The sequence below is a fragment of the Uniformispora flossi genome, from assembly GCF_049534875.1.
GTDB classification, from domain to species: domain Bacteria; phylum Actinomycetota; class Actinomycetes; order Streptomycetales; family Streptomycetaceae; genus Yinghuangia; species Yinghuangia aomiensis.
The window spans coordinates 284,568-310,824 of record NZ_JBMULZ010000009.1; the positions used below are offsets into that span (position 1 = coordinate 284,568).

The window sequence follows — 26,257 nt, forward strand, 5'->3', positions numbered from 1 at the left end:
GGCTGGTGATTCTCAGCTCCTGTCAAGAGTCCCCTCAGCCTCTCTCCAGGTCCGGTTGCCACCGTGGGTGTCATGAGCAGCAGGCGTACCACCCGCAGCGGCAACGCCAACCGTATCCACCCCTCGGCGATGCTGCCGGTCGCGATCATCGCGATCATCGCGCTGCTCGCGGGGCTCTTCCTCACCCCGTGGGGCCGGGTCGGCGGATCCACGACCGTCACCGCCGCGGCCACTCCGCCGACGGCCGCCGCCCCGGCCCCGACCGCCACCCGGACCCCGACGGCCACCCCGGCCGACACTGCCAGGGCGACCCCCACCGAAACCGCCCAGCAACGCGCTCTGCCCGCCGCTACCACCGTCGACCTCGACGCCTCGCTCGCCGCCGCCCTGCCCACCCCCGCCGGGGGCAACCTGACCGTGGCGATACTCGACACCGCGTCCGGCCGCCGGGCCACCGCCGGGGCGACGGGGCGCTCCTACGCCACCGCCAGCATCGTCAAGGTCGACATCCTGGCCGCGCTCCTCCTCGAAGCACAGCAGCAAGGCCGCGGCCTCACGGCCGACGAACGCACCAGCGCCGCCGCGATGATCGAGAAGAGCGACAACGACGCCGCCGACGCACTCTGGGCCGACATCGGCGGCGCCGCCGGACTCAACGCCGCCAACACCGTGTTCGGCCTCACGTCCACCACTCCCGGCACGGACACTTACTGGGGCCTGACGACGACCACCCCCGACGACCAGCTCCACCTCCTGACCGCCGTCACCTCCGACAGTTCGGCCCTGCACAGCGACGCGCGCGCCTACCTGCTCGACCTCATGGATTCCGTCGACGCCGACCAGGCCTGGGGCGTCTCCGCCGCCGACGAGGCCGGGCCGACCGCGCTGAAGAACGGCTGGCTGCCGCGCGGCGACACCGGCCTGTGGGTGGTCAACAGCATCGGCCGGGTCACCCGCGGCGGCCGTGAGCTCCTCGTCGTGGTGCTGTCCGACGGCCAGGGCTCGATGGACGCCGGGGTCGGCCAGGTCGAAGCCGCCGCCAAAGCGGCCACGTCCGCGCTGGTGACGGCGCTCGCTTCCGTATAGCGGAGCCAAGTAAGTTGACTTCGTCAAGTTAAAGTGCGACAGCGGAGGCCCCCCATGGCGGACACCAAGGACGGCAAAGACACCAAGGACACCAAGGACACCAAGGGCACCGAGGCCGGCTCGGACACCCCCACCGTCACCCACGCCCGCCACGGCCGCGTCCTCGTCATCTCCCTCCGCCGCGAGCACAAGCGCAACGCCGTCGACCAGCAGATCAGCGACGGCATCGAAGCCGCCCTCGACGTCCTGGAGAACGACCCCGACCTGTGGGCGGGGGTCCTCACCGGCACCTCCACGGTGTTCTCCGCGGGTACCGACCTTTCCGCCGGCTACGCACCCAAGACCGAGCGCGGCGGCCAGTACGGCATCATCCGCCGGCCCCGGACCAAGCCGCTCATCGCCGCGGTCGAAGGCCTCGCGCTCGGGGGCGGCTTCGAGATCGTGCTCGCGTGCGACCTGGTGGTGGCCGCCCGCGGCGCCCGGTTCGGGCTGCCTGAAGTGCGCCGGGGACTGCTGGCGAACTGCGGCGCGATCTTCCGCGCCCCGCGGACGCTGCCGCTCAACGTCGCGCGGGAACTCCTCGTCACCGGCGACCCCGTCGATGCCGAACGCCTCCACGGGCTCGGTGTCGTCAACCGCCTCGCCGACCCCGGCCACGCCCTCGACGCCGCCCTCGAACTCGCCGAGCGGATCTGCCTGAACTCGCCCACCGCGGTCTCCCAGACCCTCCAAGCCGTGGAACGCGCCGTCACGGCCGACGACGACCTCGGCTGGCAGGCCACCGAGGACGGCTTCCGCACCGTCACCGCCTCTGCCGACGCCCGCGAGGGCCTCACCGCGTTCCTGGAGAAGCGCCCGCCGCGGTGGACCGGCCGCTAGGACACGCTCCGGATGGGCCGCTCACTCCTGCGGGATCCCCTTCGCCAGCGACACGGCCTCCGCCGCCTCGGCGAAGGCCCGCACCCGGTGCAGCTCGCCCGCGCCGCGCCACACCAGGCCCCACCGGATCGGCGCGGCGTCCGAGATCGGGATGTAGGTGATGCCGGGCCGCACATAGAAGTCCTTCGCGTGCTCCGAGACGAACGACACCTCCGGCCCGGTCACCACCGCGGCGAGGATCTCCTGGAACGTCGTCGCCCGGTCGCCGCGCGGGATCGCCCGCCCGCTCCGCGTGTGCCGCGGCGCGTGCGCGATCTCCCAGTACTCCGGCACCTCCGGCCGGTCGACCCCGATCACCCGCTCGTCGGCGATGTCCTCCAGCGACACCGCCTCCCGCCCGGCCAGCCGGTGCCGCGACGACACCGCGAGCACGTTGCCCTCCCGCACCACCACCGGCCCCACCCGCAGATCCGGCTCCCGCACCGGCAGCCACACCACCGCCACGTCGATCTCGCCCGCGCGCAGCGCCCCGAACGGGTCGCTGAAGTGGATCTCCCGGATCTGCACCTCGCACTCCGGGTGCCGGTCCGTGAAGGCGTCGATGGTGTCCAGGATCAGGTGCCCGAGCGCGCCCATGATGCCCAGCCGCAGCGTCCCGCCGACCCCGTGCGCCGCGTCCCGGGCCCGGTCCAGCGCCGCCTGGATGCCGTCGTACAGCGGCCGCACCTCGGCGTAGAGCCCGGCGCCGAGCGGGGTCAGCCCCACCCGGCGGCTCGTCCGCTCGAACAGCGGCGCGCCGATGCGCCGCTCGACCTTCTGGATGGCCTGGCTCACCCGGGCCGGTGACACGCCTATCTGCTCGGCGGCCCGCCCGAAGTGCAATTCCGAGGCGACGGCGAGAAAAGCCTCCATCTCGTGGCGTTCCAGCACGCTTCCCCCCTCGGTGTGACCGGCCGGGACATACGCACCCGGGCCGCGGACCGCGATTCTCGCATCCGCGGCGCGGCGCCGCGGAAGGGGAGCCACCCACGTCACCCACCCTGCGCGAGCCCGTCCGGCACCCCGGCGCGGCCGTGCCCCGGCGGCCTCCCATCCACCGGGGCACGACGACCGCGCCGACCCGTCAGCCGAGCGCCTGCATGCGCTGCAGCATCGCCGGGATGCGGATGCCCGACGTGCCCAAGCCCGTCGGCCCGTCCACGTACGTCGCCGCCGGCACCGCCTCCGCGGGGGCGAAATGCCGCCGCAGCGACTCCTCGTCGTACCGCTTCACGTTGCGGTGCCAGTGCAGGATCCCCGACATCCAGTTGCGCAGGTCGTCCACGTACGCGTCGAGCGCCTGGCGCGAGCCCGCATCGAACTGGAAGTCGTCGTACAAGACCGGGAGTTCGTGGGAGACGACGTGCTGGAACTGCCGGATCCGCTGGTTCACCAGATCACCGACGATCCGGACCGCCGTCGGATAGTCGCAACCGAAGAACCGCTCCACCACCAGCACCGCGTTGTGGATCTCGCCCTCGAACTCGACCTCCTTTTGGTACGAGAACAAGTCGTTCATGAGCGCCGCATAGTCCGCCGCCGAGTTCTCCAGCGACTGGATCGGCCCCGACCGGAACACTTCGTCGGGCAAGTCCGCGTGGCTGTACCGGGCCTGAAGTTTCGTCAGGTCCGAACCGAAGGTGTGCCGCCGCATCTCCACGTAGTCGACCGGGTCGGGCACCCTGCGGTGCTGCAGGTTGGCGACCTCCCACACCCAGGCCTCCATCATGCTGCGCAGCGACTGGCGGAGATTGCCCCGTTTGACCTCGTCCAACGGGGCCGCGGTGCGCTGCCACACGTCGGCGAGCGCGCGTTCCATCGCGGTCCCGGGTTCGGGGCCGGGGGTGCCGTCGAGGGTGAGCTGGGCGAGCAGCCGGTCGGTGGCGGCTTTGGCGCCCGCGACGTCGCCCATGCTGCCGTACACGGCCGCGTAGTAGTCGTCGCCGTACGTCCCCCATGTCAGCCACATCGCCGAGGTGTCCAGCTCGTCGGGGGTGGCGTCCGGATCGATGCCCGCCGAGCACAGCGCGAAGTCGAAGTCGCGGAGCTTGGCCTCCGTCCAGATGTGCGAACCGGGGTCGCCCGGACTCGGGTCGAGCAGGCCCATCTCCTTCGCCCACGCCACCGAGTTGTGCAGCGCCCGCTCGTGGTGCGGGCTGATCTGCACTGGATAGGGCATCTCGAACTCGGGCAGCAGGCTCGGCCCGACCGCGTGCGGCGTGTGCATGCGCCGCTGGATGCGGCCCAACGTGGCCACGATGTTCGCCGCCGACATGCCGAATCCGGACGGCAGGAACGGCGCCGCCGGGTCGCCGCCGACGGCCGCGTTCTTGTTCATGTAGCGGCTCGACCGCATGTGCCATTCGTGGCCGCCGGACTGCCAGTCCTGGAGGCCCTTGACGTACGCCAGCACATCCGCCGCCTGCGTGGCGTCCATCCCGTACTCGGCGAACAGCGGCCCGAGTTCGGTGAACACAGTGTCCTCGAACTGCTGGAGCCGGGACGTCAGGAGGTCGTTGACGGCATCCGCGGACTCCTGGGTCCCGCATTCGAAGAACGTCTCCAACACCAGGACCCCGTTGCTGAGTTCGCCTTCCTCTCGGGTCTCCCGCTCATATGAGAACAGGTCGTTGCGCAGGTGCACGGCGTCCGAGAACGTCTCGCGCAGCACCCGCAACGGCCGCGATTCGGCGATCGCCGCCGGGACTTCCGCCCCCACCGCGAATTCCACGAGATTCGCCGACCACGGCGCCCCGCCGACTTTCCGGCGCATCTCGATGTACTCCACCGGATTGGGGATCCGGCCCGCATTGATGTTCGACAGTTCCCACAGCGATTCGTTGAGCAGATTCGCGGTGTGCTCGGCGAACCGGGCCCGCCATTCCGCCGACATCGACGGCACCGTGCGCATCCACAGGTCCTTGAGCCCGGCTTCCACCGGGTTCGTCGGCTCCGGCGTCTCCGCGTCCGGGTCGAGCGGCATGAACAGCGGCATCCGGTCCAGATAGGCCTTGCCGCCCGCGCGGTCCTCGGTGCGTTTGAACACCTCGAGGAAGTGGTCGTCGAAGAAGAACACCCACGTGTACCAGTCGGTGACCAGCGACAAGTCCGGCCCCGACGTGTCCGGATGCGTGTAGGCGCACAGCAACGCGTAGTCGTGCGCGTCCAAATCCTCTCCGGTCCAGACTCCCGAACCTTCCAGCATGCCCATCTCCCGGGCCCACGCCTTGGTGTGCGCCCGTGCTTCGTCGACATGCGGGTTCAGCCGTGCCGGATACGGCATGTAGAAATCCGGCAGTTCGAACGGCTGCTGCGCCACGAATCCCCCCTCGAAATTCCCCCGTGTCCGCCTCCCGGTCGCCGGGGGATTACCCGGGCGCTTCGGGCGCTATCCGGGCCGGGAAACAGTCATATGAACGCCCCGCGTGGCCCGACAATGCGCGCCGGATGCGTCAGGATGGCGGCATGTACGACGACCTCGGTTCTCCCGTCGACCTGCCCCCGCGCATCGGCCGCGTGGTCTCCCTCGTGCCGTCGCTCACCGAGGCCGTGGCGGCCACCGCGCCGGGCCTGCTCGTCGGTGCCACCGACTGGTGCACGCACCCGGCGGGGCTCGACGTCGCCCGCATCCGCGGGACCAAGAACCCCGACGTCGACGCCATCGCCGCGCTGGCGCCCGACCTCGTCCTCGCCAACGAGGAGGAGAACCGTGTCCCCGACCTCGACGCGCTCCGCGAGCGCGGCCTTGCCGTGTGGACGACCCGCATCCGCACGGTCGACGAAGCGTTCACCTCGCTCGGCCGCATGCTCGCCGACGCCTGCCGCCTCGGCACGCCGTCGTGGCTGGACGAGGCCCGCACGGTGTGGGCCGACGTCCGGCCCCCGGCGGGCGGCCCACGCCGCGCGGTCGTGCCGGTGTGGCGGCGGCCGTGGATGGTGCTGGGGCGCGACACGTTCGCCGGCGACGTCCTCGCCCGACTGGGCATCGCCAACGTGTTCGCCGACCACCCCGAGCGCTATCCGAAGATCCCCCTCGCCGAACTCATCTCCGCCGCCCCCGACCTGGTCGTCCTCCCCGACGAGCCCTACCGGTTCACCGAGGACGACGGCCCGGAGAGCTTCCCGGGCATCCCGGCCGCTCTCGTCAGCGGACGGGATCTCACCTGGTACGGGCCGTCGTTGGTCGAAGCGCCCGGACTGCTCGGGGCGGCACTCGCCCGCGCCTGACACCGCGACCACGAAGACAGCACACGGCCCGGCCCCGCGCCTGCCATGATCGGTGCCACGCTCTCCGGGGGGACAAAGCCGGGGAGGACCAACCGACTTGGGGGGAAACCATGACGGTGAAACGATCATGCGTGCGTACCGGCGGCCTCGCCGGATTCGCCGCCGCCGTGTTGCTGGCGACCGGAATTCCGGGCACCGCGGCCGCTGCCGAGGCACGGCCGGGCAGCGCGACGCAGGTGACCATCGAACGCGGCAACGCCCTTTCCTGCAGCGGGGAAGCGGGCGGTGTCGCGGTATCGGCGGAGCTGTACGAGAACTCCGCCTACGGCTCCCACGCGAGCATCCGCGTCGAGACCGCCGCCGGCGTCTGGTTCGGCGGCTACGGGCCCGAGCACACGGGGATCTTCCGGCAGGGCCGGGTCGCCGCGAGCGTCGCCCTGAACCCGCGCGACGGCGGCGACGCGGCAGCCGCCGACGCGGCGGTCACCGGGACGTACGCGCGCACCGGCAAGCCCACGCGCGTCCACGAAGTCGTCGAAGACGCCGGCAAGGTCATCGTCACCGACGGCCTCAACACGAGCCTGACCGTGCACGCCACGGCCACGGCGTTCGGGCAGCGGGTACCGCTCACCTGCGACACCGCGTTCGCCTTCGACCTCGTGGTGCGCACCCGCGACGCGGTCTAGCTTGCTCACCGGCCTGGCAGGCGTCGCCCCCGGCGCCTGCCAGGCCCGCTACTTCGCCGACGCGTAATCGTCCACGACCGCCGGGACCACCGGCAGGCGTACCGGAACGTCGCCGAACACCAACTGCTTCGCCTCGTCCGCGGCGGCCTCGACCGCGGCGACCACGGCATCCGCCATCACCCGCGGTGTGTGCACAATCACCTCGTCGTGCTGGAAGAACACCAAGTGCGGTCGCCCCGGCGCGCCTTCGGCCAACGCCGTCAGCCGCCCGCGCAACACCGCGAGCAGCACCAGCGCCCAGTCCGCCGCACTCGCCTGGATGACGAAGTTGCGGGTGAACCGGCCCCGGGCGCGCGCCGACCGCGCGGTCGCGCTGTCCGAAGGCTCGGCGGCGCCCGGCGTGGCCCCGTCGGCCAGGTCGAGGAAGTCCGCGGACGGGGGCGGGCACGCGCGGCCGAGCACCGAGCGGACGATCCCGCCGTCCTCGCCGGTCCGCGCCGCGGCCTCGACGAAGCCCATCGCGTTCGGGTAGCGGCGCCGCAAGGTCGCCAGCAGGGGGCCGATGTCGCCGCTCGTCTGCCCGTACATGGCACCGAGGAGCCCGAGCTTGGCCTTGTCGCGGTCGCCCTGGAACGCGGCCGCGGCCAAGGCCTCGTACAAATCGCCGCCCGCCGCCGTGCGCGCCAGCCCCGCGTCGCGCGACATCGCGGCCAGGACCCGGGGCTCGACCTGCGCCGCGTCCGCCACCACCAGGCACCAGCCGGGATCGGCGACCACCGCGCTCCGCAGAATCCGCGGGATCTGCAACGCCCCGCCGCCGCGGCCCGCCCACCGTCCGGACACGACACCGCCCACCACGTACTCGGGCCGGAACCGGCCGCCGTGCACCCAGGTGTCCTGCCACGCCCACCCGTGTGCGGTGTGCAGCCGGGACAACTCCTTGTAGCGAATGAGGAGTTCCGCGGCGGGATGGTCGATCTCGCGCAGCACGTAGCGCCGGGTCGAGGTCAGCCGGACGCCTTGGTCCGCGAACGCCTTCACGACCTGGGTGTGCGAATCGGGATTGAACGCCTTGCCGCCCAGCGCCTCGTGCAGCCGGGCGGCGGCCGCGGCCAGCTTCGCCGGCGGCGCACCGGCGATCGTGGGTCGCGGGCCGAGGAGCTCGGACAGCACCGTGTTGTGCGCCTCGACGCGCCAGGGCAGACCGTCGTACGCCATCTCCGCCGCGGTCAGCCCGCCCGACGACTCCGCGGCGACCAGCAGCCGGAACCGCGCTCGCGCCGCCGGATCCTGGATCGCCTGGATCCGCCGCTGCTGATCGGCATGCACCGCCACGATGGCCGTCAACGTATCCACACCGGGCGGAAGTTGGCGCCGGTCGGGGGCGAACAGGCTGTCCTGGCCGCCGTGCGGGTCGGCGTGCGCGGGCAGGTCGTCCGGCACCGGAAGGCCGTGCAGCCGCGCCCACACCGCGCCGAGCGACCGCGGCAGTCCAAAACCGCCCTCGTGCGCCAGCAGCAGCGCCTCGACGAGCGCGAGGTCGTGGCAGCGGGTGACCCGGACCGGCAGGATCGGGGCATACGCGTCGTCGGCCGCCGCCCACACCCAGCGGGGCGCCCGCCCGGACGCCTCGACCTCGGCGACGGCCCGCGCGACGTCCGCCGCCGTGACCGGCTCCCCGATCGGCCGACCGTCGTCCGTCAGCCCCTGGAGCCGCCCGCCGGGGCCGTCGCCGTCGGGGACGAGCACGGCCCGGGGACAGCCGACCAGGGCATGCGGCACACCGGCCGGGGCGGGGGAGGACCGGGCGGTCATCGGACGGTCTCCGTTTCCGGGCGGGTCGGCGGCTTGCCGTGTCTTCGGTGGCTTCCCTGTCGTCGGCGTCGGCGCAGGGCGGCTGCCGGGTCGACATTAGCCGTTGGGTCGGACAAGTCGGACGACCGGTGGCCCTCTCGTTTCGCTCGCCGGGCCCCTACAGTCGGGAGGCTGAGACGAGGAGTCGTGAATGACGCGCGGATTCGAGGAGTTCTTCCGGACAGCCACCGGCCATCGGCCCTACCCCTATCAGTCCGGACTCGCGGCGCGTGGGCTGCCGCGCTCGCTGCGGATCCCGTCGGGAGGCGGGAAGACCGCGGCCGCGGTGCTGGCCTGGCTGTACCGGCGGCTGATATCCGCACCCGAGACGACGCCGCGGCGCCTGGCCTACGTCCTGCCGCAGGGCAGCCTCGCCGACCCGACTCATGCCCGCATCGCCGACTGGCTGGACCGCCTCGGCTGCGCGGACCAGGTCGACCTGCACCTGCTCGCGGGCCCGGACGCGCAGAACGGCACCTGGCGCCGCCACCCCGAACGGACCGCGATCCTGGCCGGCACGCACGACGGCCTGCTCAGCCGGGCTCTGCTGCGCGGATTCGCCGACGCACGGACAATGGCACCCGTCTCCTTCGGCCTGCTCAACACCGACACGCACTGGGTGTTCGACGAAATGCCGTTGATGGGGCCCGGGTTGCCGACGAGCGAGCGGCTGCAGTCGCTGCGCGACTCGCTCGGCACGGTGGCGCCGACGTCGAGCACGTGGATGTCGTCGGTAGGGACCGGCAGTGACGCGGACGGCCCTGCGGCGGTGCGGCGCATCAAGCGCGTGCACCCGGACCCGGCCCGGTACGCCGACGACGTCGCCGCCGCGCTGATCGAGGCCCACGTGCCCGGCACCCAGACCATCGCCGTCCTCGGCTCCGCACGCCGCGCGCGCGAGGTCTACCGCGCACTGCGCGCCGCTCGGCCCGACCGCGAGACCCTCCTGGTCCACCCCTACGCCCGCGCGCTCGACCGCCGCGAGCGCGCCGCCGAACTGGACGACGCAGGCCGGGACCGGATCGTCGTCGCGACCGGCGCCCTGGACGTCGGCAGCGACGTGTCCGGCCGCACCCTCCTGACCGAACTCGCCCCGTGGAGCGCGCTCGTACACCGTGCAGGCCGGTGCAACCGGCACGGCGAGCACCCCGACGGCGGCGACCTGCTGTGGTGCGTCCCGCCGGACGCGTCCGGGGCCGACACGGACGTCGCCGACTGGCTGGACGCGCACGACGGTGAGACGGTCACGACCACCGACCTGTTCCGCGCGCGCGTCGGCCATGGCACACCGCCCTCCCCGGTGCTCGCCGAGCGCGACCTGCGGGCGATGTTCGACAACGCCCGCGGCGCCGCGCCGACCGACGCGAGCCCCTGGATCTGCGCCGACGACGAACGCACGGTCTTCGTCGCCTGGCGCGCCTGGGAGTCGGGCGAGCCCGCCGAGGACGAGCCGGAACCCGCCCGTACCGAGCAGTGCGAAGCGCCGCTGTCCGACGTCCGGGAGTTGGTCGACGGCGGCAGGGTGTGGCTGCGCGACCCGGCCGACGGCCGGTGGCGGCACGCCGTGTCCGAGGATCTCCGGGCCGGATCCGTCGTCGTCCTCGACGCGGCGCGTGGCGGCTACCTCCCCGACGCGGGATGGGCACCGGAAAGCGCCGTGCCGGTCGCATCGCTCTTCACGGGACGCAGGCCGTCCGCGTACGCGTGCGTCGCGTGGGTGAGCCTCGACCAGCACTTGGTGGAGACCGAAGAGGAAGCCCGCGCGGTCATGGCCGCGCTGCCCGGACTCCCCGAGGAACAGCGGGAAGCCGTGGCCTGCGCCGCCCGCTTCCACGACCTCGGCAAGTGCCACGACGTGTTCCAGGCGATGCTGCGCTCCGGCGAAGGCGGCGATCCTCCGGCGTACCTGCTGGCCAAGTCCAAGGCGCCGTGGAGCACCGGCGTATCGACGCGCCCGTACTTCCGGCACGAGCTGGTCAGCGCGCTGATCCTGCTGAGCGGCGAGGACTGGCACACGCCCCGCGTCGACCCGGAGCTGGTGACCTACCTGGTGGCGGCGCACCACGGCCAGGTACGGGTGTCGGTACGTCCCGGCGCGGACGAGGACGCGGCGACGCTGCTCGGCGTCCGGGACGGCGACCGCACGCCGCCGGTGGATGTCTCCACCGGCGACCGCTTCCCCGCGCAGTCCCTCGACACCGCGGCGTTCCGTCCCGGAGGTTCGTGGACGCCGCGGGTCGTGGCGCTGCGCGACCGCCCGGACCTGGGGCCGTTCCGGCTGGCGTTCCTGGAGTCGCTGGTCCGGATCGCCGACTGGCGGTCGAGCGCGCGGCACGACGGCCCGGTCGAGGGGCTGGTGCCGTGAGCGCGGGTGCTCAGCGGCCGGCCGTGAGGCGGGCGAACACGACCACGTTGCTGCTGTAGCCGGTGCCGGGGGTGAAGGTGCCGCCGCAGGTGATGACCCGCAGTTCGGGGCGGTGCGCATCGGTGTAGACCTGCTTGCTGGGGAAGGACGTGCGGTCGTACATGTCGATCCCGTACACCGTGAAGACCGCGGTGCGGCCGTCCTTGCGGGCGACTTCGATGGTGGCGCCCTTGCGCAGGCGGCCCAGGTCGTAGAAGACCGCGGGGCCGTCGCGGCTGTCGACGTGGCCGAGGACCACCGCGGTGCCGAGCTGGCCGGGCGTGACCCCGCCGTCGTGCCATCCGGCCATGTCCGCCTTGTCCGGCGGGGGGACGGCAAGCTCACCAGAGGCCGACGCTTCGAGCGGCATCATCGCGGCGTTCACCCCGATCGCCGGGATCCGCACCCGGGTCGGTACGGAACGCTCCATCGGGTCCGCGGTCGGCGCACCGTCGTCGGCGAACACGGAAGCTGCGGTGGGTGGTTCGGGCGGGCCGTCACTGCGCTGGGCCAATCCGTGCCCGATGAGCACGATGCCGACCACGATGCCGAGAACGACCGTGGTCAGGCCGGAACGCGCGCCCTTCGCCCGGGGGGCGGAGGACGCGCGTTCGGTGTCGGTTGCGGCGTCGGCCATCAGGCGCCGGAACCGCCGCGGCGGCGGAGCAGCAGAATGCCGCCGCCGAGTGCGGCCACGGCGATGGCGGCGCCGATCGCGACCTGCGTGGTGTCGGGACCGGACACCGAGCCACCGAGGCCGGTGTGCACACCGCCGCTGACGGTCTTGCTCGCCACGACGACGGTGGTCTTGACGGTCACCGGGGCGGGGGCGGGCGTGCCGGACGACGACGTGCAGTTCGCGACGACGGCGTACTGGCCGGCCGGGGTGGACGCGGCCACCGCGAGCGTGCCGGTGAACACGCCGCCGTTGTGGGGGCCGAACACGACGGGCCCGGCCTCGGACTGCGCGTCGGCGGCGACGCCGTTCGCGGTGGGACAGGTCAGCACGATCTTGACGGTTTCGCCGGGCTCGACGCTGCCCGGACTGACCTGCATATTCGGCTGACCGGGCGTGGGAGCGGCCGCGGCGGGAGTCGCGGCGAGCAGCGCGGCCGCGGCGGCGGCGCCGACGGCGAAGCGGGCTGCGAACACGGGGGACCTCCAGGGGACAGGCGAGCGCTACAAGCCGCTCGACAAGCCCACTCAAACCTCCTCGGCGGTGACGCGCCCCCTGCCCGAGTCCCCCGAACGGCCGCACCGCGACGCCAAGGCCCGCCCCGGACAAGGCATTCCGCTTCGGAGACACGACGCACCGACAATCGCCCGAACGGGGGAGAGTGGGACAGACGGCCTGCGTTGGGGCGCCGCAGAGGGAGGGGTCGACAGGCGGCGACGGCGACCGGGGCAACCGGGGCCCGGACCGAGACCGGCAGGGGAAGATCGGCTTGGGGGAGAAGCTTGCCGTTCACGCTGCGACAGGCGCCAACCGAGGGGAGGGGCGGGCGCAAGCGAGGCAAAGGCGTGCGGTGTGGCGCTGCACAACCCCCTATCGCTGTTGCAGCAGGCCGAGGGGTCACGCGCGTAGTGGGTGGGCGGAGGCCTGCCGGCGGCAACGCCGCGCATGCGGGTGGCGAGGGCTGCGCGCGAAATGGGTGGCATCTGCGGGAGGGGACAGCGGACGTCGGCGGTTCGGAGTCCTGCGCGGCGTAGGCGACGACATGGTGCGTGGCGGGAGTTGGCCCCGAGGCGGTCGTGTCGCGAGGGGGCTACGGCCCCTCGCCGACGGCGCCCGAGTCCGCGATGCGAGGCTCGGAGCCTCGGCCACGATGTCCTCGCCGTCTACGGCTCCAGCACCACCTTGATCGCGCCCGTCCCCCGGTCGGCTGCCACGCGGAAGGCCTCCGCGGCGGACTCCAAGGGGTAGCGGTGGGTGATGACCGTTGCCGGGATGTCCGGTCGGGTCGCGAGCATGCCCGCTGCGGCGTCGACGTCGCGGGTGCCGTCGGGGGCCGTGCCGTAGGCCATCGACGTGACCACGCGGGCCTCCTTGATGAACGCCGGGAGGAACGGCAGCGGCAGCGTGTCGGCGTGCAGGGCGGCGATCGAGAGGGTGCCGCCCGGGGCGAGGAGGTTCACCGCGTCGTCGAGCGCGTCCGGGGTCCCGGCCGCGTCGATGACGATGTCGTATTCGCCCTTGGCGGGCAGCGCGCCGAGTCGTTCGCCGGCGGTGATGCGTTCGGCACGGCGCGCGATCAGGGCGACGTCGGCGGCGCCTTGGGCCTGGGCGGCGGCGATGGCGAGGAGGCCGATGGCGCCGCCGCCGACGACGGCGACGCGGCTGCCGGGGGCGCAGCCCGCGAGGCGTACCGCGCGCCAGGCGACCGCGGCCGGTTCGACGAGGCACGCGTCGGCGAGGGCGAGGCTGTCGGGCAGCGGGACGAGGGAGGCCGCGGGCACCGCGTACGTGTCCGCCATGCCGCCGTCGATGGTCATCCCCGGCACCCGCATCCCCACGCTCCGGCACAGGTTCCGGCGGCCCGCGCCGCACTGGTCGCAGGTGCCGCAGCCGAAGATCGCCTCGACCGCGTACGCCTGTCCGTCCGGCCCCACGCCGGCCAGTTCATGGCCGAGCAGCAGCGTGCTGCCCATCGCCAGGTAACCGAGGTCCGAGCCGCAGATGCCCGCCGCCGCGATGCTCAGCCGCACGTCGCCGTCCGGTACCGCGGGCACGTCCGCGACCTCCACGACCTCGACGGATGCCGACGAGCCCAGGCCTCGTACCGCGCGCATTTGTGTCCCTCTCGACGTGCCGCTCTCCCGGGGCGGAAAGTAGCGCGGGGGAGGGGAGAGCGCAAGGGGTTGGCTTCGAATATGGGATCGAGGTGTTCGGTTTTCGGAACGATGCGGGTGGAAAGAAGATCACGCGCCGGGCAGGCGCACCACGACCACCAGCCCGCCCCCGTCCCGCGGCTCCGACGCGCTCGCCGCCCGGCAGGCCACCGACGAAGCCTTCACCGGCCTGCTGCTCGGCCTCGGCGCCGTCGCGCTGCTCGTCGGAGGCGTCGGCGTCGCCAACACCATGGTCATCACCGTGCTGGAACGCCGCGGCGAGATCGGCCTGCGCCGCGCCCTCGGCGCCACCCGCGGCCAGATCCGCGCCCAGTTCCTCGTCGAGTCCCTCATGCTGTCCGCCCTCGGCGGCCTCGCCGGAGTCACCCTCGGCATGGCCGTGACCACCGGGTACGCGAGCACCCGCAACTGGGACGCGGTCATCCCCGCCTGGGCCACCGCCGGCGGCCTCGGCGCCACCCTCGTCATCGGCGCCGTCGCCGGGCTCTACCCGGCCGTCCGCGCCTCCCACCTGCCCCCGACCGAAGCCCTGGCGGCCGTCTGACCGGAGCCCCTCCTCACGAAACCAACCATGGAATCCGCCACCGCCCTGTGGCACGATCCGTGAGCACTGGCCGCCTCCGCCGCGCCGGGCCCCGCAGCACAACTAACAGCACGTCAATTGGGAGTGAGCGCATGTCGGTTGTCCATGTTCCCGGCCGGTTCGACGGCAAGACCGCATTGCTCTCCGGGGCCGGCTCCGGCGTCGGCCGCGCGACCGCGCTGCGCTTGGCGGCCGAGGGCGCCAACGTGTACCTGCTCGACATCAACGCCGAGACCCTCGCCGAGACCGCGAAGCTCTGCGCCGACCTGCCGGGCAAGGCCGCCACGCGCGTCACCGACGTGTCCTCGCGCGACGAGTGCTTCGCGGCGGCCGCCGACGCGGTCGCCGAATTCGGCGGGCTGGACGTCCTCGGCAACATCGCGGGCATAGCCCGCGCCGAGCACCTGCTCGAGGTCAGCGAGGCCGACTACCGGCGCATGATGGGCGTCAACGTCGACGGCTACTTCTTCCTCGCTCAGGCCGCGATCCCGCACCTGCTGGAGCGCAAGGGCAACATCGTCAACATCGCGTCCAACGCCGGCGTCATGGGCCTCGCGTACAGCGTCGTCTACACCATGAGCAAGGGCGCCGTCGTCCAGCTCACCCGGTCGCTGGCCTGGGAGTTCATCAAGCAGCCGCTGCGCGTCAACGCGATCGCGCCGGGCGGCATCGACACCAGCCTGGTGGCCAACTACCAGATGCCGGGCGACGTCGACTGGGACCTCGTCGGCCGCGCGATGGTGCCGCGCGAGATGGCGCAGCCGGAGGACATCGCCGCGATGTTCTCGTTCGTCGCCAGCGACGAGGCGCGCAACGTGCACGGCGCGATCCTGCACAACGACGGCGGCCTGACCGCGGGCTGATCCGCGCGGGCTTCTCGGGATGCGGTCGGGCCGGACACACCTCGGATATGTCCGGCCCGACCGCGCGCGGGTACGCGGCCTTGTTCCCGCTCAGCCGACGAACTCGCGAGCTCCGTAGTGTACTTCCGCCTGGGACCAGTCGCCGCCAAGGCGGCCCACGAAGCCCCGCACCACGCCCTCGTCGGCGCGCGACGCGACGAGGATGAGCTTGCCGCCGCGGACGGTCACCGAACCGCCGTAGAGCGTGTCGCGGGCTCCGGGGTCGGCCAGCAGCCCGTCGTGCAGGCGTTGGACGTCGAATCCGGAGACCTCGGCGATCAGCGCGTCCGCGCCGGGCGCGTCGGCCGGCAGGTACTCGAACGTCAGCACGGACTCCTGCCGGTACTGCTTGCGCACCGTCTCGGCGATGTCCCGCAGCTGCGCGGACGTCACGTCGTCGACGTCGAACTCCCGCGACCGCTCGTAGGTCGCGGCCTGCAGGTCGCTCGACCAGAACACGCCGTCCAGCAGCGTCGACGCCTCCGGGTCGGCGCCCTGCGCCCGGATCGTCGCCCGCACGTCGCACGCGAACCGGTTGAGGCGGGTGTTCAGCCGCGGATCACCCGGATCGGTGATCACGGCGGTGTTGTCGGTCGCGAAGATCTCCGCCTCGGGCAGGGTCCGCGGGTGCCCCGGCTTGGCGTCCGCGACACACGAGGCGCCCGAACCCGGGACCGCGACGGCTTGCGCGCCGCCCGCGCCGACGGTGAGACCGAACGCCAGCACGACCGCGGCAGGCCAGCGCTTCAACGACGCATACACGTGCAAACTCCCCAGATGCTCCGGCGGCCGTTGCGGCCGCGCGGCGCACCAAGGTAGCGGAGAGTTGTTGCATACCCGGCAATTGGCACCCGTTCAGCCGCGGATCCACAGCTCCGTTTCGGCGTGGGCGGGTGCCCAGTGCTGCGCGTACGCCTGCCGGACCGGCTCGGGGAGCCGGCCGAGCACGGTCTCGGCGTACTCCGGCTTGGCGCCGTCCAGCATCCACGGCACGAACCGCGGCGCGTCGGCGCCGATCCGGGAACTGTGCTCGGCGCCGAAGCGGACGAGGAGTTCCGGTGTCGCGTACTTGTCGAGCACGGCGAGCGCCTGCTCTTCCTCGTCGGTGAAGTGCCCGCCGAGCCCGGCGACCAGCCGTTCCACGACCATCGGCAGCCGCGCCGCCCCGGCCTCTCCGTCGTCAAGTGCCGCGTCGAGGAACTTCAGCCCCGGCCCGACCGCCGCATGCTGCTCCTCCATCGCGTCCAGCACCGCCAGATCCGCGGCGTTCCCGGCCGCGGCCGCCCGGACCTCAGGCCACAGCGCCTCGTCCTCGGCGTGGTGGTGGACATGCACGGCCTGCTTGAACATCTCCCACCCGGGCGACTCCCGCAGCACCTTCTGCGGGTCGTCCGCGGTCGCCACGATCTCGGCGATCCGGCCCAACTCCCGCCGGAGCGCGTCGTGCATGACGTACATCATCGTGAAGTCGTGGGTGAAGCCCTGCTCGGTCATCGTCACTCCCGCCGTCGGCGTCCTCGGCTTGCCTTGTCATCGGGATGACGGACGCCGACGGGGAAGTGTGACGGGGCGGGCGCCGGAAATCAGATCGGGAATCCGGTGGAGCTTCCAGACGAGAGGTAGCACGAAGTGACCGTGCTCCACGCTACTGACGTGATGTCTATCCGCAGCGGTGCGCTGGGCAGCGCGGGCGAGGCGGACTGGTCCAGATAGACAGGGGCGCCGACACCCATCCACACGCCCATGCCGGTGATGGTCGGCGTGGGCCCCCAGAAGAGGCTGCCGGTGGCGTCCGCCGGTGTCAGCTCATGATTGGTGACCGCGAGCATAACCGTGTTGATCTTGAGGTAACCGCTCGTGGAGCGAAGGAAATCCAGCCGCGTGCTCGCGGGCCCGTTGACCGGGTAGTTGTAGTAGCAGGTGTAGTAGGCGCTCCCGTGACCGGCCGCCGAGGCCGGTTGGGCCGTGGCCGTCATGGCGGCCGCGACGCCGAGGGCACAGGCGGCGGACACGGCGGCGCGCTTGGTTCGGGGCATGATGATGACCTTCCCGTAGAGGCTCGAACGCACGGCGATGCCAGGTGCATGTGCGAGTGGTGCGGAAGGTGCGGTTTGCGGCTGCACAGTGGTGCGCGGCGACAGTTAAGCGCAGGGATCTTCGGAGTTCAACGTTTGATGACAAGGGCCGGCAGGCGACACGTGCCCTTCTTCCGGGACTTCCGCTCGTCTGGGTCACCGCGCCAACGCGCGGCTGATGACCAGGCGTTGGATCTGGTTGGTGCCCTCGAAGATCTGCATGATCTTCGCCTCGCGCATGTAGCGCTCGACGGGAAACTCGCGGGTGTAGCCCGCCCCGCCGAAGACCTGGACCGCGTCGGTGGTGACCTTCATCGCGGCATCGGTGGCGACGAGTTTCGCGACCGACGCCTGGCGGCTGTACGGGCGGCCCGCGTCGCGGCGGCGGGCCGCGTCGAGGTAGGTGGCGCGGGCCGAGTCGACGGCGGCGGCCATGTCGGCGAGGAGGAAGCCGAGGCCCTGGTGGTCGACGATGCGGCGGCCGAAGGCGGTGCGTTCGTTGGCGTAGTCGACCGCGGCGTCGAGGGCCGCCTGGGCGAGGCCGGTGGCGCACGCGGCGATCCCGAGGCGGCCGGAGTCCAGGGCGCTGAAGGCGATCGACAGGCCTTGGCCCTCGGCGCCGACGAGGCGGTCGGGGGAGACGACCGCGCCGTCCCAGTGCGCGGTCGTGGTCGGGATCGCGTGCAGGCCCATCTTCTGCTCGGGCTTGCCGAACGTCAGCTGCTCGTGGCGGCCCGGCGCGAGGAAGCAGGAAATGCCGCGGCTGCCTTCGCCGGTGCGGGCGAACAGCGTGTAGAAGTCGGCACGGCCGCCGTGCGTGATCCACGCCTTGGTGCCGGTGATCGCATAGCCGTCCTCGTGCTTGACCGCCTTGCAGGTCAGCGCGGCCGCATCGGAGCCCGCGTGCGGCTCGGACAGGCTGTAGCCGCCGATCAGTTCGCCGCCGAGCAGGCGCGGCAGCCACGTCGTGCGCTGCTCCTCGGTGCCGTACGTGTCCACCGGGTAGCACGCCAGCGTGTGCACGCTCGCCGCCACCGCGACCGCCGCCCACCGCGCGGCCAGCTCTTCCAGGACCTGCAGGTACACCTCGTACGGCTGACCGCCCCCGCCGTACTCCTCCGGGTACGGCAGCCCCAGCAGCCCCGCCCGGCCCAGCGTCGCGAACAGCCCTTCCGGGTACGTCTCGTCCCGCTCGTGCCCGGCCGCCCGCGGCGCGAGCTCGCGGTCCGCGATCGCGCGGGTCAGGTCGAGCAAGTCCTCCGCTTCCTCGGTGGGCAGCAAGCGGTCGACGGCCAAGGGAGCCTCCTGGTCTCGGACACAGATACGGACACAGACACAGACACGGACACGGACACGGACACGGACGAACGACGGTGGGTCAGCGTGCGGCGGCGGATGCGGCCGGCGCGGACTCCGGCCGACCCGCGGCCGCCAGCTCGGCCAGTGCCGCCCGGGCCTGCGTGCGGAACTCCGCGACGCGCGCCAGCTTGATGTCCTCGTAGCCGCGCACGACGTCCGGCAGCGCGGCGATCGCGGCCACCGCGTCCGCGGTCTGCGGCGTCAGGTGCGTCAGCGCCGATCCGACCAGCGACCGGTACTCGTGCACCAGTTCCCGCTCCACGCGGCGCACTTCGGCCATGCCGAACACGTCGAACCGGGTGCCGCGCAGCCCACGCGCCGCGTGCAGGGCGCGGAACGCCGGGACCGCGGTGCGGCGCAGGCGGATCTTGCGCTTGACGCCGAGCGCGCGCAGCACCGGCGGGTGGAGCAGTACGGACACGTCCGCGTCCGCGCCGAACTCCGCGTCACGCCGGGCCTTCTCGACGGTGTCGAGGTGCAGGCGGGCGACTTCGTATTCGTCCTTGTACGCCATCAGCTTGTGCAGGCCCTTGGCGTACGCCATGCCGATCCGCTCCCCGTCCGCCTCGCCGACGCGCACCGCGGCGGCGGACGCCACGCGCCGCACGTCATCGGCGTAGCGCCGGGCGTAGGCCGCGTTCTGGTAGCCGGCCAAGTCGGCGATGCGGGTGGCGAGCACGTCGCGCAGCGCCTCGCCGGAGCCCGCCGACGCGGCGAGCGCGCGGGCGTCCTCGTCGACGGCCACGACGGCCGGCTCCGGCATCGCGACCGCGGCGTGCACGGCGTCTCGGTCGACGACGGCCGCGCGGCCCCAGCGGAACGCGGCGAGGTTCTTGTCGACGGCCGCGCCGTTGAGCCGGATCGCGGCTTCCACGGCATCGGCGCTCAGCGGCAGGCAGCCGTGCTGGAACGCGGCGCCGACCAGCAGCATGTTCGTCGGCATGTGGTCGTCGAACAGCGCCTCGGACAGGAACTGCGCGTCCAGGTAGAGGTTCCCGGCGGGGCCGGTGGTGGCTTCGATACGGGCGATCGCGTCGTCCGGCGAACCGGGTGCCGCGAGCTGGTTGGTGACCATGGCCGCGGTCGGCACGATCGCGGTGTTCACGACCGCGACGGCGTGTCCCGGGCGGGCCGCGGCGAGATTGGCGTCGGCCGCCGCGCCCAGCAGGTCCAGGCCGAGGAGCAGGTCGACGGTGCCGCGCGAGGCGCGCAGGGAGCCTTCCACCGGCTTGGCGGAGATCCGCAGGTCGCTGACCACCGGGCCGCCCTTCTGCGCGAGCCCGGTCTGGTCGAGGCCGGCCGCGTGGCGGCCGTCCAGGTGCGCGGCCATCTGGAGGATCTGCGAGACGGTGACCACGCCGGTGCCGCCGATGCCGGGCATCCGCACGAGCACGTCGTCCGACGCGAACCGCGGCGACGGATCCGGGAGTTCCACCGGGAGGGCGGGCAGCTCGCGGCGCTTGCGGGTGCCGGGCTCGACGAGCAGGAACGACGGGCAGTCGCCCTTGAGGCAGCTGAAGTCCGAGTTGCAGGACGCCTGGTGGATGCGGGTCTTGCGGCCGAACTCGGTTTCGACGGGCTGCACGGACAGGCACGTCGACTGGTCGCCGCAGTCACCGCAGCCCTCACACACCCGCTCGTTGACCACGACGCGCTCGGCGGGCGTGGGGAGCCGGCCGCGCTTGCGCAGGCGCCGTTCCTCGGCGGCACAGCGGTCGTCGTGGATCAGCACGGTGACGCCGCCCAGGTCGGCCAGCTCGCGTTCGACCGCCGGGATGTCGTCGCGGTGCCGGACCGACGCGATGGGGTCGAGCGTCCGGCCGCGGTAGGCCTTGGGGTCGTCGGTCGTGACGACGACGCGGCGCACGCCTTCGAGGGCGAGCCAGCGCGTCAGCGTGGCGACGTCCAGGCGGCCTTCGGCGCGCTGGCCGCCGGTCATGGCGACCGCGTCGTTGTAGAGCAGCTTGTAGGTCATCGACACCCCGGCCGCGACCGCCGCCCGGATCGCCAGCGACCCGGAGTGGTGGAAGGTGCCGTCGCCGAGGTTCTGCACGAAGTGCCGGTCGCCGGTGAACGGCGCGAGGCCGATCCACTGCGCGCCCTCGCCGCCCATCTGGGTCAGGCCGAGCTGGTTGCCGCGGTTCTTGCCGTCGAGCGCGATCATCACGTGGCAGCCGATGCCGACGCCGACGAGCGTGTCGTCCGAGGTACGCGTCGAGGTGTTGTGCGGGCACCCCGAGCAGAAGTACGGGGTCCGCGACGCCACCATCGGCAGCGCGATCCGCGCCGCACGTTTGGGGGCGATCGACTCCAGGTGGCCCGCCGCGGTGTGCGGCAGCCGGTCGGCGCCGATCCGGGCGGCGAGCGCGCGGGCGACGTCCTCGGCGCCGAGCGTGCCGCGGGCGGTGAGCAGCGGCCTGCCGGTCTCGTCGCGGCGGCCGACGATCTCCGGCGCGTCCGCGCGCCGGTACAGCGCCTCCTTGAGGTGCCCCTCCAGGAACGGCACCTTGTCCTCGACCACCAGCACCTGGCCGAGCCCCGCGGTCAGCTCGGCGAGTTCGGCGGAGTCCAGCGGGAACGGCATGCCCAGCTTGATCAGCCGCAGGCCCAGGCCGGCCATCTCCGCCTCGCCGATGCCGAGGTCGGCGAGCGCGCGCAGGACGACGGCGTGCTGGGTGCCGGACGCGAGGATCCCAAGCGTGGCGTGCGGGGCGTCGAACGTGATCCGGTTGAGTCCCGCGGTGCGGGCGTAGGCGCGGGCCAGGTCCAGGCGCCGGGTCAGCATGTCGTGCTCGGCGTCCAGCGACGCCGGGCCGACCAGCGTCGGGGCGGCGCCGCGGGTGGTCCGGGCGGGCTCGGGGATGCGGTGCGCGAGGCCGCCGACGTCGACGGTGGCGGACGCGTCGGCTATGTCGGTGACGATCTTCAGTCCGGTCCACAGGCCGCTCGCGCGTGACATCGCGACCGCGTGCAGGCCGTACTCCAGGATCTCCGCGATCGAACCGGGGGCGAGCAGCGGCATCGCCAGGCTCTGCACCATCGGCTCGCACGAGCTGGGCACGGTGGACGACTTGCTCGCCGGGTCGTCGCCGATCCAGGCCACCGCGCCGCCGAGCGGGGCGGTGCCCGCCAGCATCGCGTGCCGGATGGCGTCCGCGGCCCGGTCCAGACCCGGGTTCTTGCCGTACCAGAAGCCCACCACGCCGTCGTGGCGGCGGCCGGGGGCCTGGTCGAGCAGTTGGGTCCCGGCGACCGCGGTGGCCGCCAGCTCCTCGTTCAGGCCCGCTTGGAACAGCACACCCGCCGGGTCCAGGTACTTCGCCGCGCGACCCATCTCCAGGTCGACGGTGCCCAGCGGGGAGCCCTGGTAGCCGGACACGAAGACCCGGGTGTCCAGGCCGCGCGCGGCATCCAGGCGGCGCTGTTCCAAGGTGAGCCGGACCAGGGCCTGCACCCCGGAGATCAGGACGCGGCCGGACTCGGCGGCGTACTTGTCGTCGAGCGACACCCGGCCGGAGAGCGGAGCGGCGGCGTTCGGCATGGAGACCTCCGTCGGCGCGGGCGTCCGGGCCGGGATCACGGCCTACGGAACGCCTGAGCAAGGAAAACCAGCAAGGCCGACAAAGCCAGCCAAGCCAGCAAGGGGGAGTACGTGAAGCGCGGTGGTCGAAAGCACACCAACGCGGTGGCCCGGCACGCAAGACCCGCTCGGGAAATCCCGGCGAAGACGCAAAGAGTTGACGGCCTGAGCCGGATCAGGATGAATAGTTTGCGTCCCGTACGCCGAAATCAGGGGTAGGAAACCATGGCCGAAGCCGACGTCGACGACACCGACCGCAAGCTGCTCCAGCTCCTGCGCGAGGACGGCCGCCGCACCTTCTCCGAGATGGCCGCGGACGTCGGCCTGTCCGTCGCCGCCGTCAAACGCCGCGTCGACCGGCTCCGCGCGATCGGCGTCATCACCGGCTTCACCGTGCAGATCGACCACGCCAAACTCGGCTGGGGCATCGAAGCCTTCACCGAACTCCGGTACGCGGGCAGCACCTCGGTCCAGGAGATCCTGCGCTCCACGACCGCCCTCAACGAGGTCCAAGCCGTGCACACCATCGCCGGCGACCCCGACGCGCTCATCCAGGTCCGGGTCCGCGACATCGCGCACCTCCAGCAGGTCATCGACACCCTGCGCCGCGGCGGCAACGTCACGGGCACCAAGACGCTCATGGTGCTGGGGTCGTGGACACGCGAAGCCTGACCGCGGCGCGGCCGGGCCCGCGGCGAACCTAAGAATCTCCTGGGAATCTTCCGGCAGCGTCCGCTTTTAAAGCCTTCTCCCAGACTCGGCGGCAACCATCGCCTGCGTCGGCAAGAAATCCCGACGGACCGCAGGAGCCGCATGAGTACCACCGTCCCCACCCGCACCGCACCCGGTGCGTCGGGCGCTGCCGCGCCCCGGCCGCCCGCTGCCTTCCTGGAACCCGGAGTGCTGCTCGCCGCCGTCGCGGCCGGCGGCGCCGGGGTGCTCGCGCTGTGGTGGACCGGCACCGACGCCGTCGTCGGCGCGGACGGCTGGCTCACCGGCGCCGGGCGCATCACCGGGCTCCTGGCCGGCTACACCTGCGCGATCCTCGTGCTGCTCGTGGCCCGCGTCCCGGCGATCGACCGCGGCGCGGGCACCGACCGGCTCGCCCGCTGGCACGCCTACGCCGGACGCTGCGCGATCAGCCTCGTCCTCGCGCACGCCCTCCTCATCACCTGGGGCTACGCGCTCACCACCCACACCGACGTGCTCACCCAGACCGGCACGCTCGTCGTCGACTACCCGGACATGATCCTGACGACGATCGGCTTCGGCCTCCTCGTCGCCACCGGCGTCGTCTCCGCCCGCGCCGCGCGCCGCCGCCTGCGGTACGAGACCTGGCACCTGCTGCACCTGGCCACCTACGCCGCGCTCTACCTCGCCTTCTGGCACCAACTCGCGCTCGGCAACGACTTCCTCGGCAACCGGGCCGCTCGGGTCGCCTGGTACGTGCTCTACGGCGGCGTCGCCGCGCTCGTCCTCTGGTACCGCGTCCTCGTCCCGCTCCGCACCGGCCTCCGGCACCGCCTGCGCATCGCCGCGGTACGCGAGGAAGCACCCGGCATCGTGTCGCTCTACATCACCGGCCGTCATGTCGACGAACTGCAGGCACAGCCCGGCCAGTTCCTGCGCTGGCGGGTCCTCGCCCGGGGGTTGTGGCACAGCGCGCACCCATACTCGCTGTCCGCGCCGCCGTCGAACGGCACGCTGCGCATCACCGTCCAAGCCGCGGGCCCGCACAGCACCGCCTTCGCGTCGCTGGCGCCCGGCACCCGCGTCTGGGCGGAAGGCCCGTACGGTGCGCTCACCGGCCGGCACCAGCGTTCCGGCAAGGTGCTGCTGATCGCGGGCGGCGTCGGCATCACGCCGCTGCGCGCGCTGCTGGAAACCCTGCCGGGCCGCATCACGCTGATCTACCGGGCCCGCACCGAGGCCGAGGTGGCGTTCCGCGGCGAGATCGACACGATCGCCGCCCGGCGCGGTGCCACCGTGCACTACGTGGTCGGCCGTCCCGAAGGGCAACCGGCAGGCAGTGCCTGGCCGTTCCACCCGGACCTGCTGACCCGCGCGCTGCCCGACCTGGCCGAGCACGACGTCTACGTGTGCGGACCCGACGGCATGGCCGAGGCCGCCATCGCCGCGATCCGCAAGGCGGGTGTGCCACGCTCCCGCATCCACCACGAGTCGTTCGCGCTGTGACCGACCCGCTTCGGCCCCATCCCCGTCCCCGCCATCGACAACAGCGCCCCGCAGCAAGGAGGCCCCGTATGCGCCGCGCCGCCCTCACCACGGTTTCGTCCGTGGCCGGAATCGTGCTGCTGCTGTCCCTCAAACCGCACAGCGCCGCGCCGATCACCGCGGCGACCGACGACGGGCAATCGGGCTCGTCCGGGAACTCGTCGGCGGCTGCGCCGGATTCCGGGACCACGGGAAGCTCCGGAGGCTCGTCCGACTCCGGCGGCACCGGCACCGGATCGGGGACCACCACCGCCGCCGGGGCCCGCGACGGCACCTTCACCGGCAGCGCGATCAGCACCCGCTACGGCCCCGTCCAGGTCGCCGTCACCCTCGCCAACGGCCGCATCACCAGCGTCGACGTCGTGCAGGTCCCCACCCGGGACCGCCGCGACCGCGAGATCAACGACTACGCGGTCCCGCAGCTCACCAGCGAAACCATGGACGCGCAGAGCGCGGCGATCGACGCCGTGTCCGGCGCCACCTACACCAGCCAGGGATACATCCGGTCCCTGCAGAACGCCTTGGACCAAGCCCATGCGTGACACCACCGCCGTCAGCGCCTCGTCCGCCGGAACCGCCTCACCCGCCGCCACCGCCTCACCTGCCGGCACCGCCGCCGGCCTACCGCTCGGCCTCGGCCTCGGGACGCGCCGCCCCGCGGCCGCCACTCGGCCCCCGGCTGTCGCGCCCCTACCGGCGTCCGCCGCACCCGAGGCAGCCCGCCACGGGCTGCGGCATGCCGAACACGTCATGGGCACGGTGTTCTCGTTCGACGTGCGCGACACCCCGACCCCGGCGATCCGCGACGCCCTCGGGCGGTGCGTGGCCTGGCTGCACCGGGTCGACCGGGTGTTCTCGCCGTACCGCCCGGAAAGCCCGGTCAGCCGGCTGGCCCGCGGCGAACTCGGGCTCGCCGCGTGCCCGCCCGAGGTCGCCGAGGTCCTCGCCCGGTGCGCCGCCGCGGAACGCGTCACCGACGGCTGGTTCAGCAGCACGTACGGCGGCCGCCTCGACCCCACCGGCCTGGTCAAGGGCTGGGCCGTCGACCACGCCTCCGACCTGCTGCACGCCGCCGGGGCGGGCAACACGTGCGTCAACGGCGGCGGCGACCTGCGCACCCGCGGCGAAGCCGGGCCCGGCCTGCCGTGGCGGATCGGCATCGCCGACCCCGCCCGGCCCGGCGCCCTGGCGGCCGTCGTCTCCGGTACCGACCTGGCCGTCGCCACCTCCGGCACGGCGGAACGCGGCACGCACATCCTCGACCCGCACACGCGCCTGCCGGTCCGCACCTGGGCGTCGGTGACGGTGGTCGGGACGCGGCTGGCCGAGACCGACGCATACGCCACCGCCGCCTTCGCGATGGGCGATGCCGCGCACGCCTGGCTCGACGTCCGCCCCGGCTACGCGGGCTTCACCGTCGCCGCCGACGGCGCGATGTGGCAGACCGGCGGATCGGACGACCTGATCCGCGTCGTGCCGCGGTCGGAGGCGGCCTGAA

At 72.9% G+C, this 26,257-nt stretch carries 21 protein-coding genes and 1 pseudogene; 11 read left to right on the forward strand and 11 right to left on the reverse strand.

The genetic code is table 11. The annotated features are described in order from the left end of the window. Positions 1 to 72 precede the first annotated feature (72 nt). Positions 73 to 1,086: a serine hydrolase gene (locus ACPA54_RS21715; protein WP_423532232.1), complete on the forward strand. Its 1,014-nt coding sequence runs from the start codon at positions 73 to 75 to the stop codon at positions 1,084 to 1,086. A gap of 54 nt (positions 1,087 to 1,140) precedes the next feature. Continuing rightward, positions 1,141 to 1,965 (forward strand): enoyl-CoA hydratase-related protein, encoded by an 825-nt coding sequence (locus ACPA54_RS21720; RefSeq protein WP_423532234.1) that lies wholly within the window; start codon positions 1,141 to 1,143, stop codon positions 1,963 to 1,965. Between the two features lie 21 nt (positions 1,966 to 1,986). On the opposite strand, the gene ACPA54_RS21725 is transcribed toward ACPA54_RS21720, so the two are convergent. Beyond that, positions 1,987 to 2,895 carry a LysR family transcriptional regulator gene (locus tag ACPA54_RS21725; RefSeq protein WP_423532236.1) on the reverse strand — a complete coding sequence of 303 codons (909 nt, stop codon included), beginning with the start codon at positions 2,893 to 2,895 and terminating at the stop codon, positions 1,987 to 1,989. A 193-nt stretch (positions 2,896 to 3,088) separates the two neighbouring features. After that, complete coding sequence (locus tag ACPA54_RS21730) at positions 3,089 to 5,287, reverse strand: terpene synthase family protein (protein ID WP_423532296.1); 2,199 nt, start codon at positions 5,285 to 5,287, stop codon at positions 3,089 to 3,091. Between the two features lie 182 nt (positions 5,288 to 5,469). Here ACPA54_RS21730 and ACPA54_RS21735 point away from each other — a divergent pair, with 182 nt between their 5' ends. Beyond that, positions 5,470 to 6,231, forward strand: a complete 762-nt coding sequence (locus ACPA54_RS21735) for a helical backbone metal receptor (RefSeq protein ID WP_423532238.1) — start codon at positions 5,470 to 5,472, stop codon at positions 6,229 to 6,231. A 110-nt stretch (positions 6,232 to 6,341) separates the two neighbouring features. Then, complete coding sequence (locus ACPA54_RS21740) at positions 6,342 to 6,917, forward strand: hypothetical protein (RefSeq protein ID WP_423532240.1); 576 nt, start codon at positions 6,342 to 6,344, stop codon at positions 6,915 to 6,917. A gap of 48 nt (positions 6,918 to 6,965) precedes the next feature. Here ACPA54_RS21740 and ACPA54_RS21745 read toward each other — a convergent pair whose 3' ends face one another. Beyond that, the gene (locus tag ACPA54_RS21745) at positions 6,966 to 8,732 is read right to left on the reverse strand and encodes a bifunctional 3'-5' exonuclease/DNA polymerase (RefSeq protein ID WP_423532242.1); all 1,767 of its coding nucleotides are present in this window, start codon (positions 8,730 to 8,732) and stop codon (positions 6,966 to 6,968) included. A 190-nt stretch (positions 8,733 to 8,922) separates the two neighbouring features. On the opposite strand from ACPA54_RS21745, the gene ACPA54_RS21750 reads away from it, so the two are divergent. Further along, the gene (locus ACPA54_RS21750; protein ID WP_423532244.1) at positions 8,923 to 11,136 is read left to right on the forward strand and encodes a CRISPR-associated endonuclease Cas3''; all 2,214 of its coding nucleotides are present in this window, start codon (positions 8,923 to 8,925) and stop codon (positions 11,134 to 11,136) included. A gap of 10 nt (positions 11,137 to 11,146) precedes the next feature. Here the strand turns inward: ACPA54_RS21750 and ACPA54_RS21755 are convergent, their stop codons facing one another. The 3 genes from ACPA54_RS21755 to ACPA54_RS21765 form a co-directional block, all read right to left on the reverse strand. After that, positions 11,147 to 11,812, reverse strand: coding sequence for a class F sortase (locus ACPA54_RS21755; RefSeq protein ID WP_423532246.1), 666 nt, complete (start codon positions 11,810 to 11,812; stop codon positions 11,147 to 11,149). Beyond that, positions 11,812 to 12,327 (reverse strand): hypothetical protein, encoded by a 516-nt coding sequence (locus ACPA54_RS21760; protein ID WP_423532248.1) that lies wholly within the window; start codon positions 12,325 to 12,327, stop codon positions 11,812 to 11,814. Before ACPA54_RS21760 ends, ACPA54_RS21755 begins: the two co-directional genes overlap by 1 nt. A gap of 687 nt (positions 12,328 to 13,014) precedes the next feature. Next, a complete protein-coding gene (locus tag ACPA54_RS21765) occupies positions 13,015 to 13,965 on the reverse strand; it encodes a zinc-dependent alcohol dehydrogenase (protein ID WP_423532250.1) in 951 nt (316 codons plus the stop codon). Positions 13,966 to 14,137: 172 nt separating this feature from the next. On the opposite strand from ACPA54_RS21765, the pseudogene ACPA54_RS21770 reads away from it, so the two are divergent. Beyond that, positions 14,138 to 14,569 (forward strand): annotated as a pseudogene (locus ACPA54_RS21770) (ABC transporter permease); the annotation flags it as partial. A gap of 131 nt (positions 14,570 to 14,700) precedes the next feature. Then, the gene (locus ACPA54_RS21775) at positions 14,701 to 15,471 is read left to right on the forward strand and encodes an SDR family NAD(P)-dependent oxidoreductase (RefSeq protein WP_423532252.1); all 771 of its coding nucleotides are present in this window, start codon (positions 14,701 to 14,703) and stop codon (positions 15,469 to 15,471) included. 90 nt (positions 15,472 to 15,561) lie between these two features. Here the strand turns inward: ACPA54_RS21775 and ACPA54_RS21780 are convergent, their stop codons facing one another. From ACPA54_RS21780 to ACPA54_RS21800, 5 genes are all read right to left on the reverse strand, one after another. Then, on the reverse strand, positions 15,562 to 16,272 hold the full coding sequence (locus tag ACPA54_RS21780) for a hypothetical protein (protein WP_423532254.1): 711 nt from the start codon (positions 16,270 to 16,272) through the stop codon (positions 15,562 to 15,564). Positions 16,273 to 16,365: 93 nt separating this feature from the next. Continuing rightward, entirely contained in the window at positions 16,366 to 17,004 is a 639-nt protein-coding gene (locus tag ACPA54_RS21785) for a hemerythrin domain-containing protein (RefSeq protein ID WP_423532255.1), read from the reverse strand. A gap of 89 nt (positions 17,005 to 17,093) precedes the next feature. Next, positions 17,094 to 17,546, reverse strand: coding sequence for a hypothetical protein (locus tag ACPA54_RS21790; RefSeq protein ID WP_423532256.1), 453 nt, complete (start codon positions 17,544 to 17,546; stop codon positions 17,094 to 17,096). A gap of 195 nt (positions 17,547 to 17,741) precedes the next feature. Continuing rightward, a complete protein-coding gene (locus ACPA54_RS21795) occupies positions 17,742 to 18,881 on the reverse strand; it encodes an acyl-CoA dehydrogenase family protein (RefSeq protein WP_423532257.1) in 1,140 nt (379 codons plus the stop codon). A gap of 82 nt (positions 18,882 to 18,963) precedes the next feature. Then, complete coding sequence (locus ACPA54_RS21800) at positions 18,964 to 22,485, reverse strand: indolepyruvate ferredoxin oxidoreductase family protein (RefSeq protein WP_423532259.1); 3,522 nt, start codon at positions 22,483 to 22,485, stop codon at positions 18,964 to 18,966. A 264-nt stretch (positions 22,486 to 22,749) separates the two neighbouring features. Here ACPA54_RS21800 and ACPA54_RS21805 point away from each other — a divergent pair, with 264 nt between their 5' ends. The 4 genes from ACPA54_RS21805 (at position 22,750) to ACPA54_RS21820 (ending at position 26,256) form a co-directional block, all read left to right on the forward strand. After that, positions 22,750 to 23,196, forward strand: coding sequence for an Lrp/AsnC family transcriptional regulator (locus ACPA54_RS21805; protein WP_423532261.1), 447 nt, complete (start codon positions 22,750 to 22,752; stop codon positions 23,194 to 23,196). A 141-nt stretch (positions 23,197 to 23,337) separates the two neighbouring features. Then, positions 23,338 to 24,720 (forward strand): ferredoxin reductase family protein, encoded by a 1,383-nt coding sequence (locus ACPA54_RS21810; protein ID WP_423532263.1) that lies wholly within the window; start codon positions 23,338 to 23,340, stop codon positions 24,718 to 24,720. Between the two features lie 68 nt (positions 24,721 to 24,788). Further along, positions 24,789 to 25,301, forward strand: a complete 513-nt coding sequence (locus ACPA54_RS21815; protein WP_423532265.1) for an FMN-binding protein — start codon at positions 24,789 to 24,791, stop codon at positions 25,299 to 25,301. Positions 25,302 to 25,509: 208 nt separating this feature from the next. Beyond that, positions 25,510 to 26,256: an FAD:protein FMN transferase gene (locus tag ACPA54_RS21820; RefSeq protein WP_423532297.1), complete on the forward strand. Its 747-nt coding sequence runs from the start codon at positions 25,510 to 25,512 to the stop codon at positions 26,254 to 26,256. Position 26,257: the final 1 nt, after the last annotated feature.

Bases quoted from the DNA above. Each gene is read 5' to 3' on its own strand.
- ACPA54_RS21750 (WP_423532244.1), top strand. From the start codon at position 8,923: ATGACGCGCGGATTCGAGGAGTTCTTCCGGACAGCCACCGGCCATCGG.
- ACPA54_RS21755 (WP_423532246.1), bottom strand. From the start codon at position 11,812: ATGGCCGACGCCGCAACCGACACCGAACGCGCGTCCTCCGCCCCCCGG.
- ACPA54_RS21800 (WP_423532259.1), bottom strand. From the start codon at position 22,485: ATGCCGAACGCCGCCGCTCCGCTCTCCGGCCGGGTGTCGCTCGACGAC.
- ACPA54_RS21820 (WP_423532297.1), top strand. From the start codon at position 25,510: ATGGGCACGGTGTTCTCGTTCGACGTGCGCGACACCCCGACCCCGGCG.
- ACPA54_RS21730 (WP_423532296.1), bottom strand. From the start codon at position 5,287: ATGCCGTATCCGGCACGGCTGAACCCGCATGTCGACGAAGCACGGGCG.
- ACPA54_RS21815 (WP_423532265.1), top strand. From the start codon at position 24,789: ATGCGCCGCGCCGCCCTCACCACGGTTTCGTCCGTGGCCGGAATCGTG.
- ACPA54_RS21810 (WP_423532263.1), top strand. From the start codon at position 23,338: ATGAGTACCACCGTCCCCACCCGCACCGCACCCGGTGCGTCGGGCGCT.
- ACPA54_RS21745 (WP_423532242.1), bottom strand. From the start codon at position 8,732: ATGACCGCCCGGTCCTCCCCCGCCCCGGCCGGTGTGCCGCATGCCCTG.
- ACPA54_RS21775 (WP_423532252.1), top strand. From the start codon at position 14,701: ATGTCGGTTGTCCATGTTCCCGGCCGGTTCGACGGCAAGACCGCATTG.
- ACPA54_RS21720 (WP_423532234.1), top strand. From the start codon at position 1,141: ATGGCGGACACCAAGGACGGCAAAGACACCAAGGACACCAAGGACACC.
- ACPA54_RS21735 (WP_423532238.1), top strand. From the start codon at position 5,470: ATGTACGACGACCTCGGTTCTCCCGTCGACCTGCCCCCGCGCATCGGC.
- ACPA54_RS21785 (WP_423532255.1), bottom strand. From the start codon at position 17,004: ATGACCGAGCAGGGCTTCACCCACGACTTCACGATGATGTACGTCATG.
- ACPA54_RS21790 (WP_423532256.1), bottom strand. From the start codon at position 17,546: ATGCCCCGAACCAAGCGCGCCGCCGTGTCCGCCGCCTGTGCCCTCGGC.
- ACPA54_RS21740 (WP_423532240.1), top strand. From the start codon at position 6,342: ATGACGGTGAAACGATCATGCGTGCGTACCGGCGGCCTCGCCGGATTC.
- ACPA54_RS21715 (WP_423532232.1), top strand. From the start codon at position 73: ATGAGCAGCAGGCGTACCACCCGCAGCGGCAACGCCAACCGTATCCAC.
- ACPA54_RS21765 (WP_423532250.1), bottom strand. From the start codon at position 13,965: ATGCGCGCGGTACGAGGCCTGGGCTCGTCGGCATCCGTCGAGGTCGTG.
- ACPA54_RS21805 (WP_423532261.1), top strand. From the start codon at position 22,750: ATGGCCGAAGCCGACGTCGACGACACCGACCGCAAGCTGCTCCAGCTC.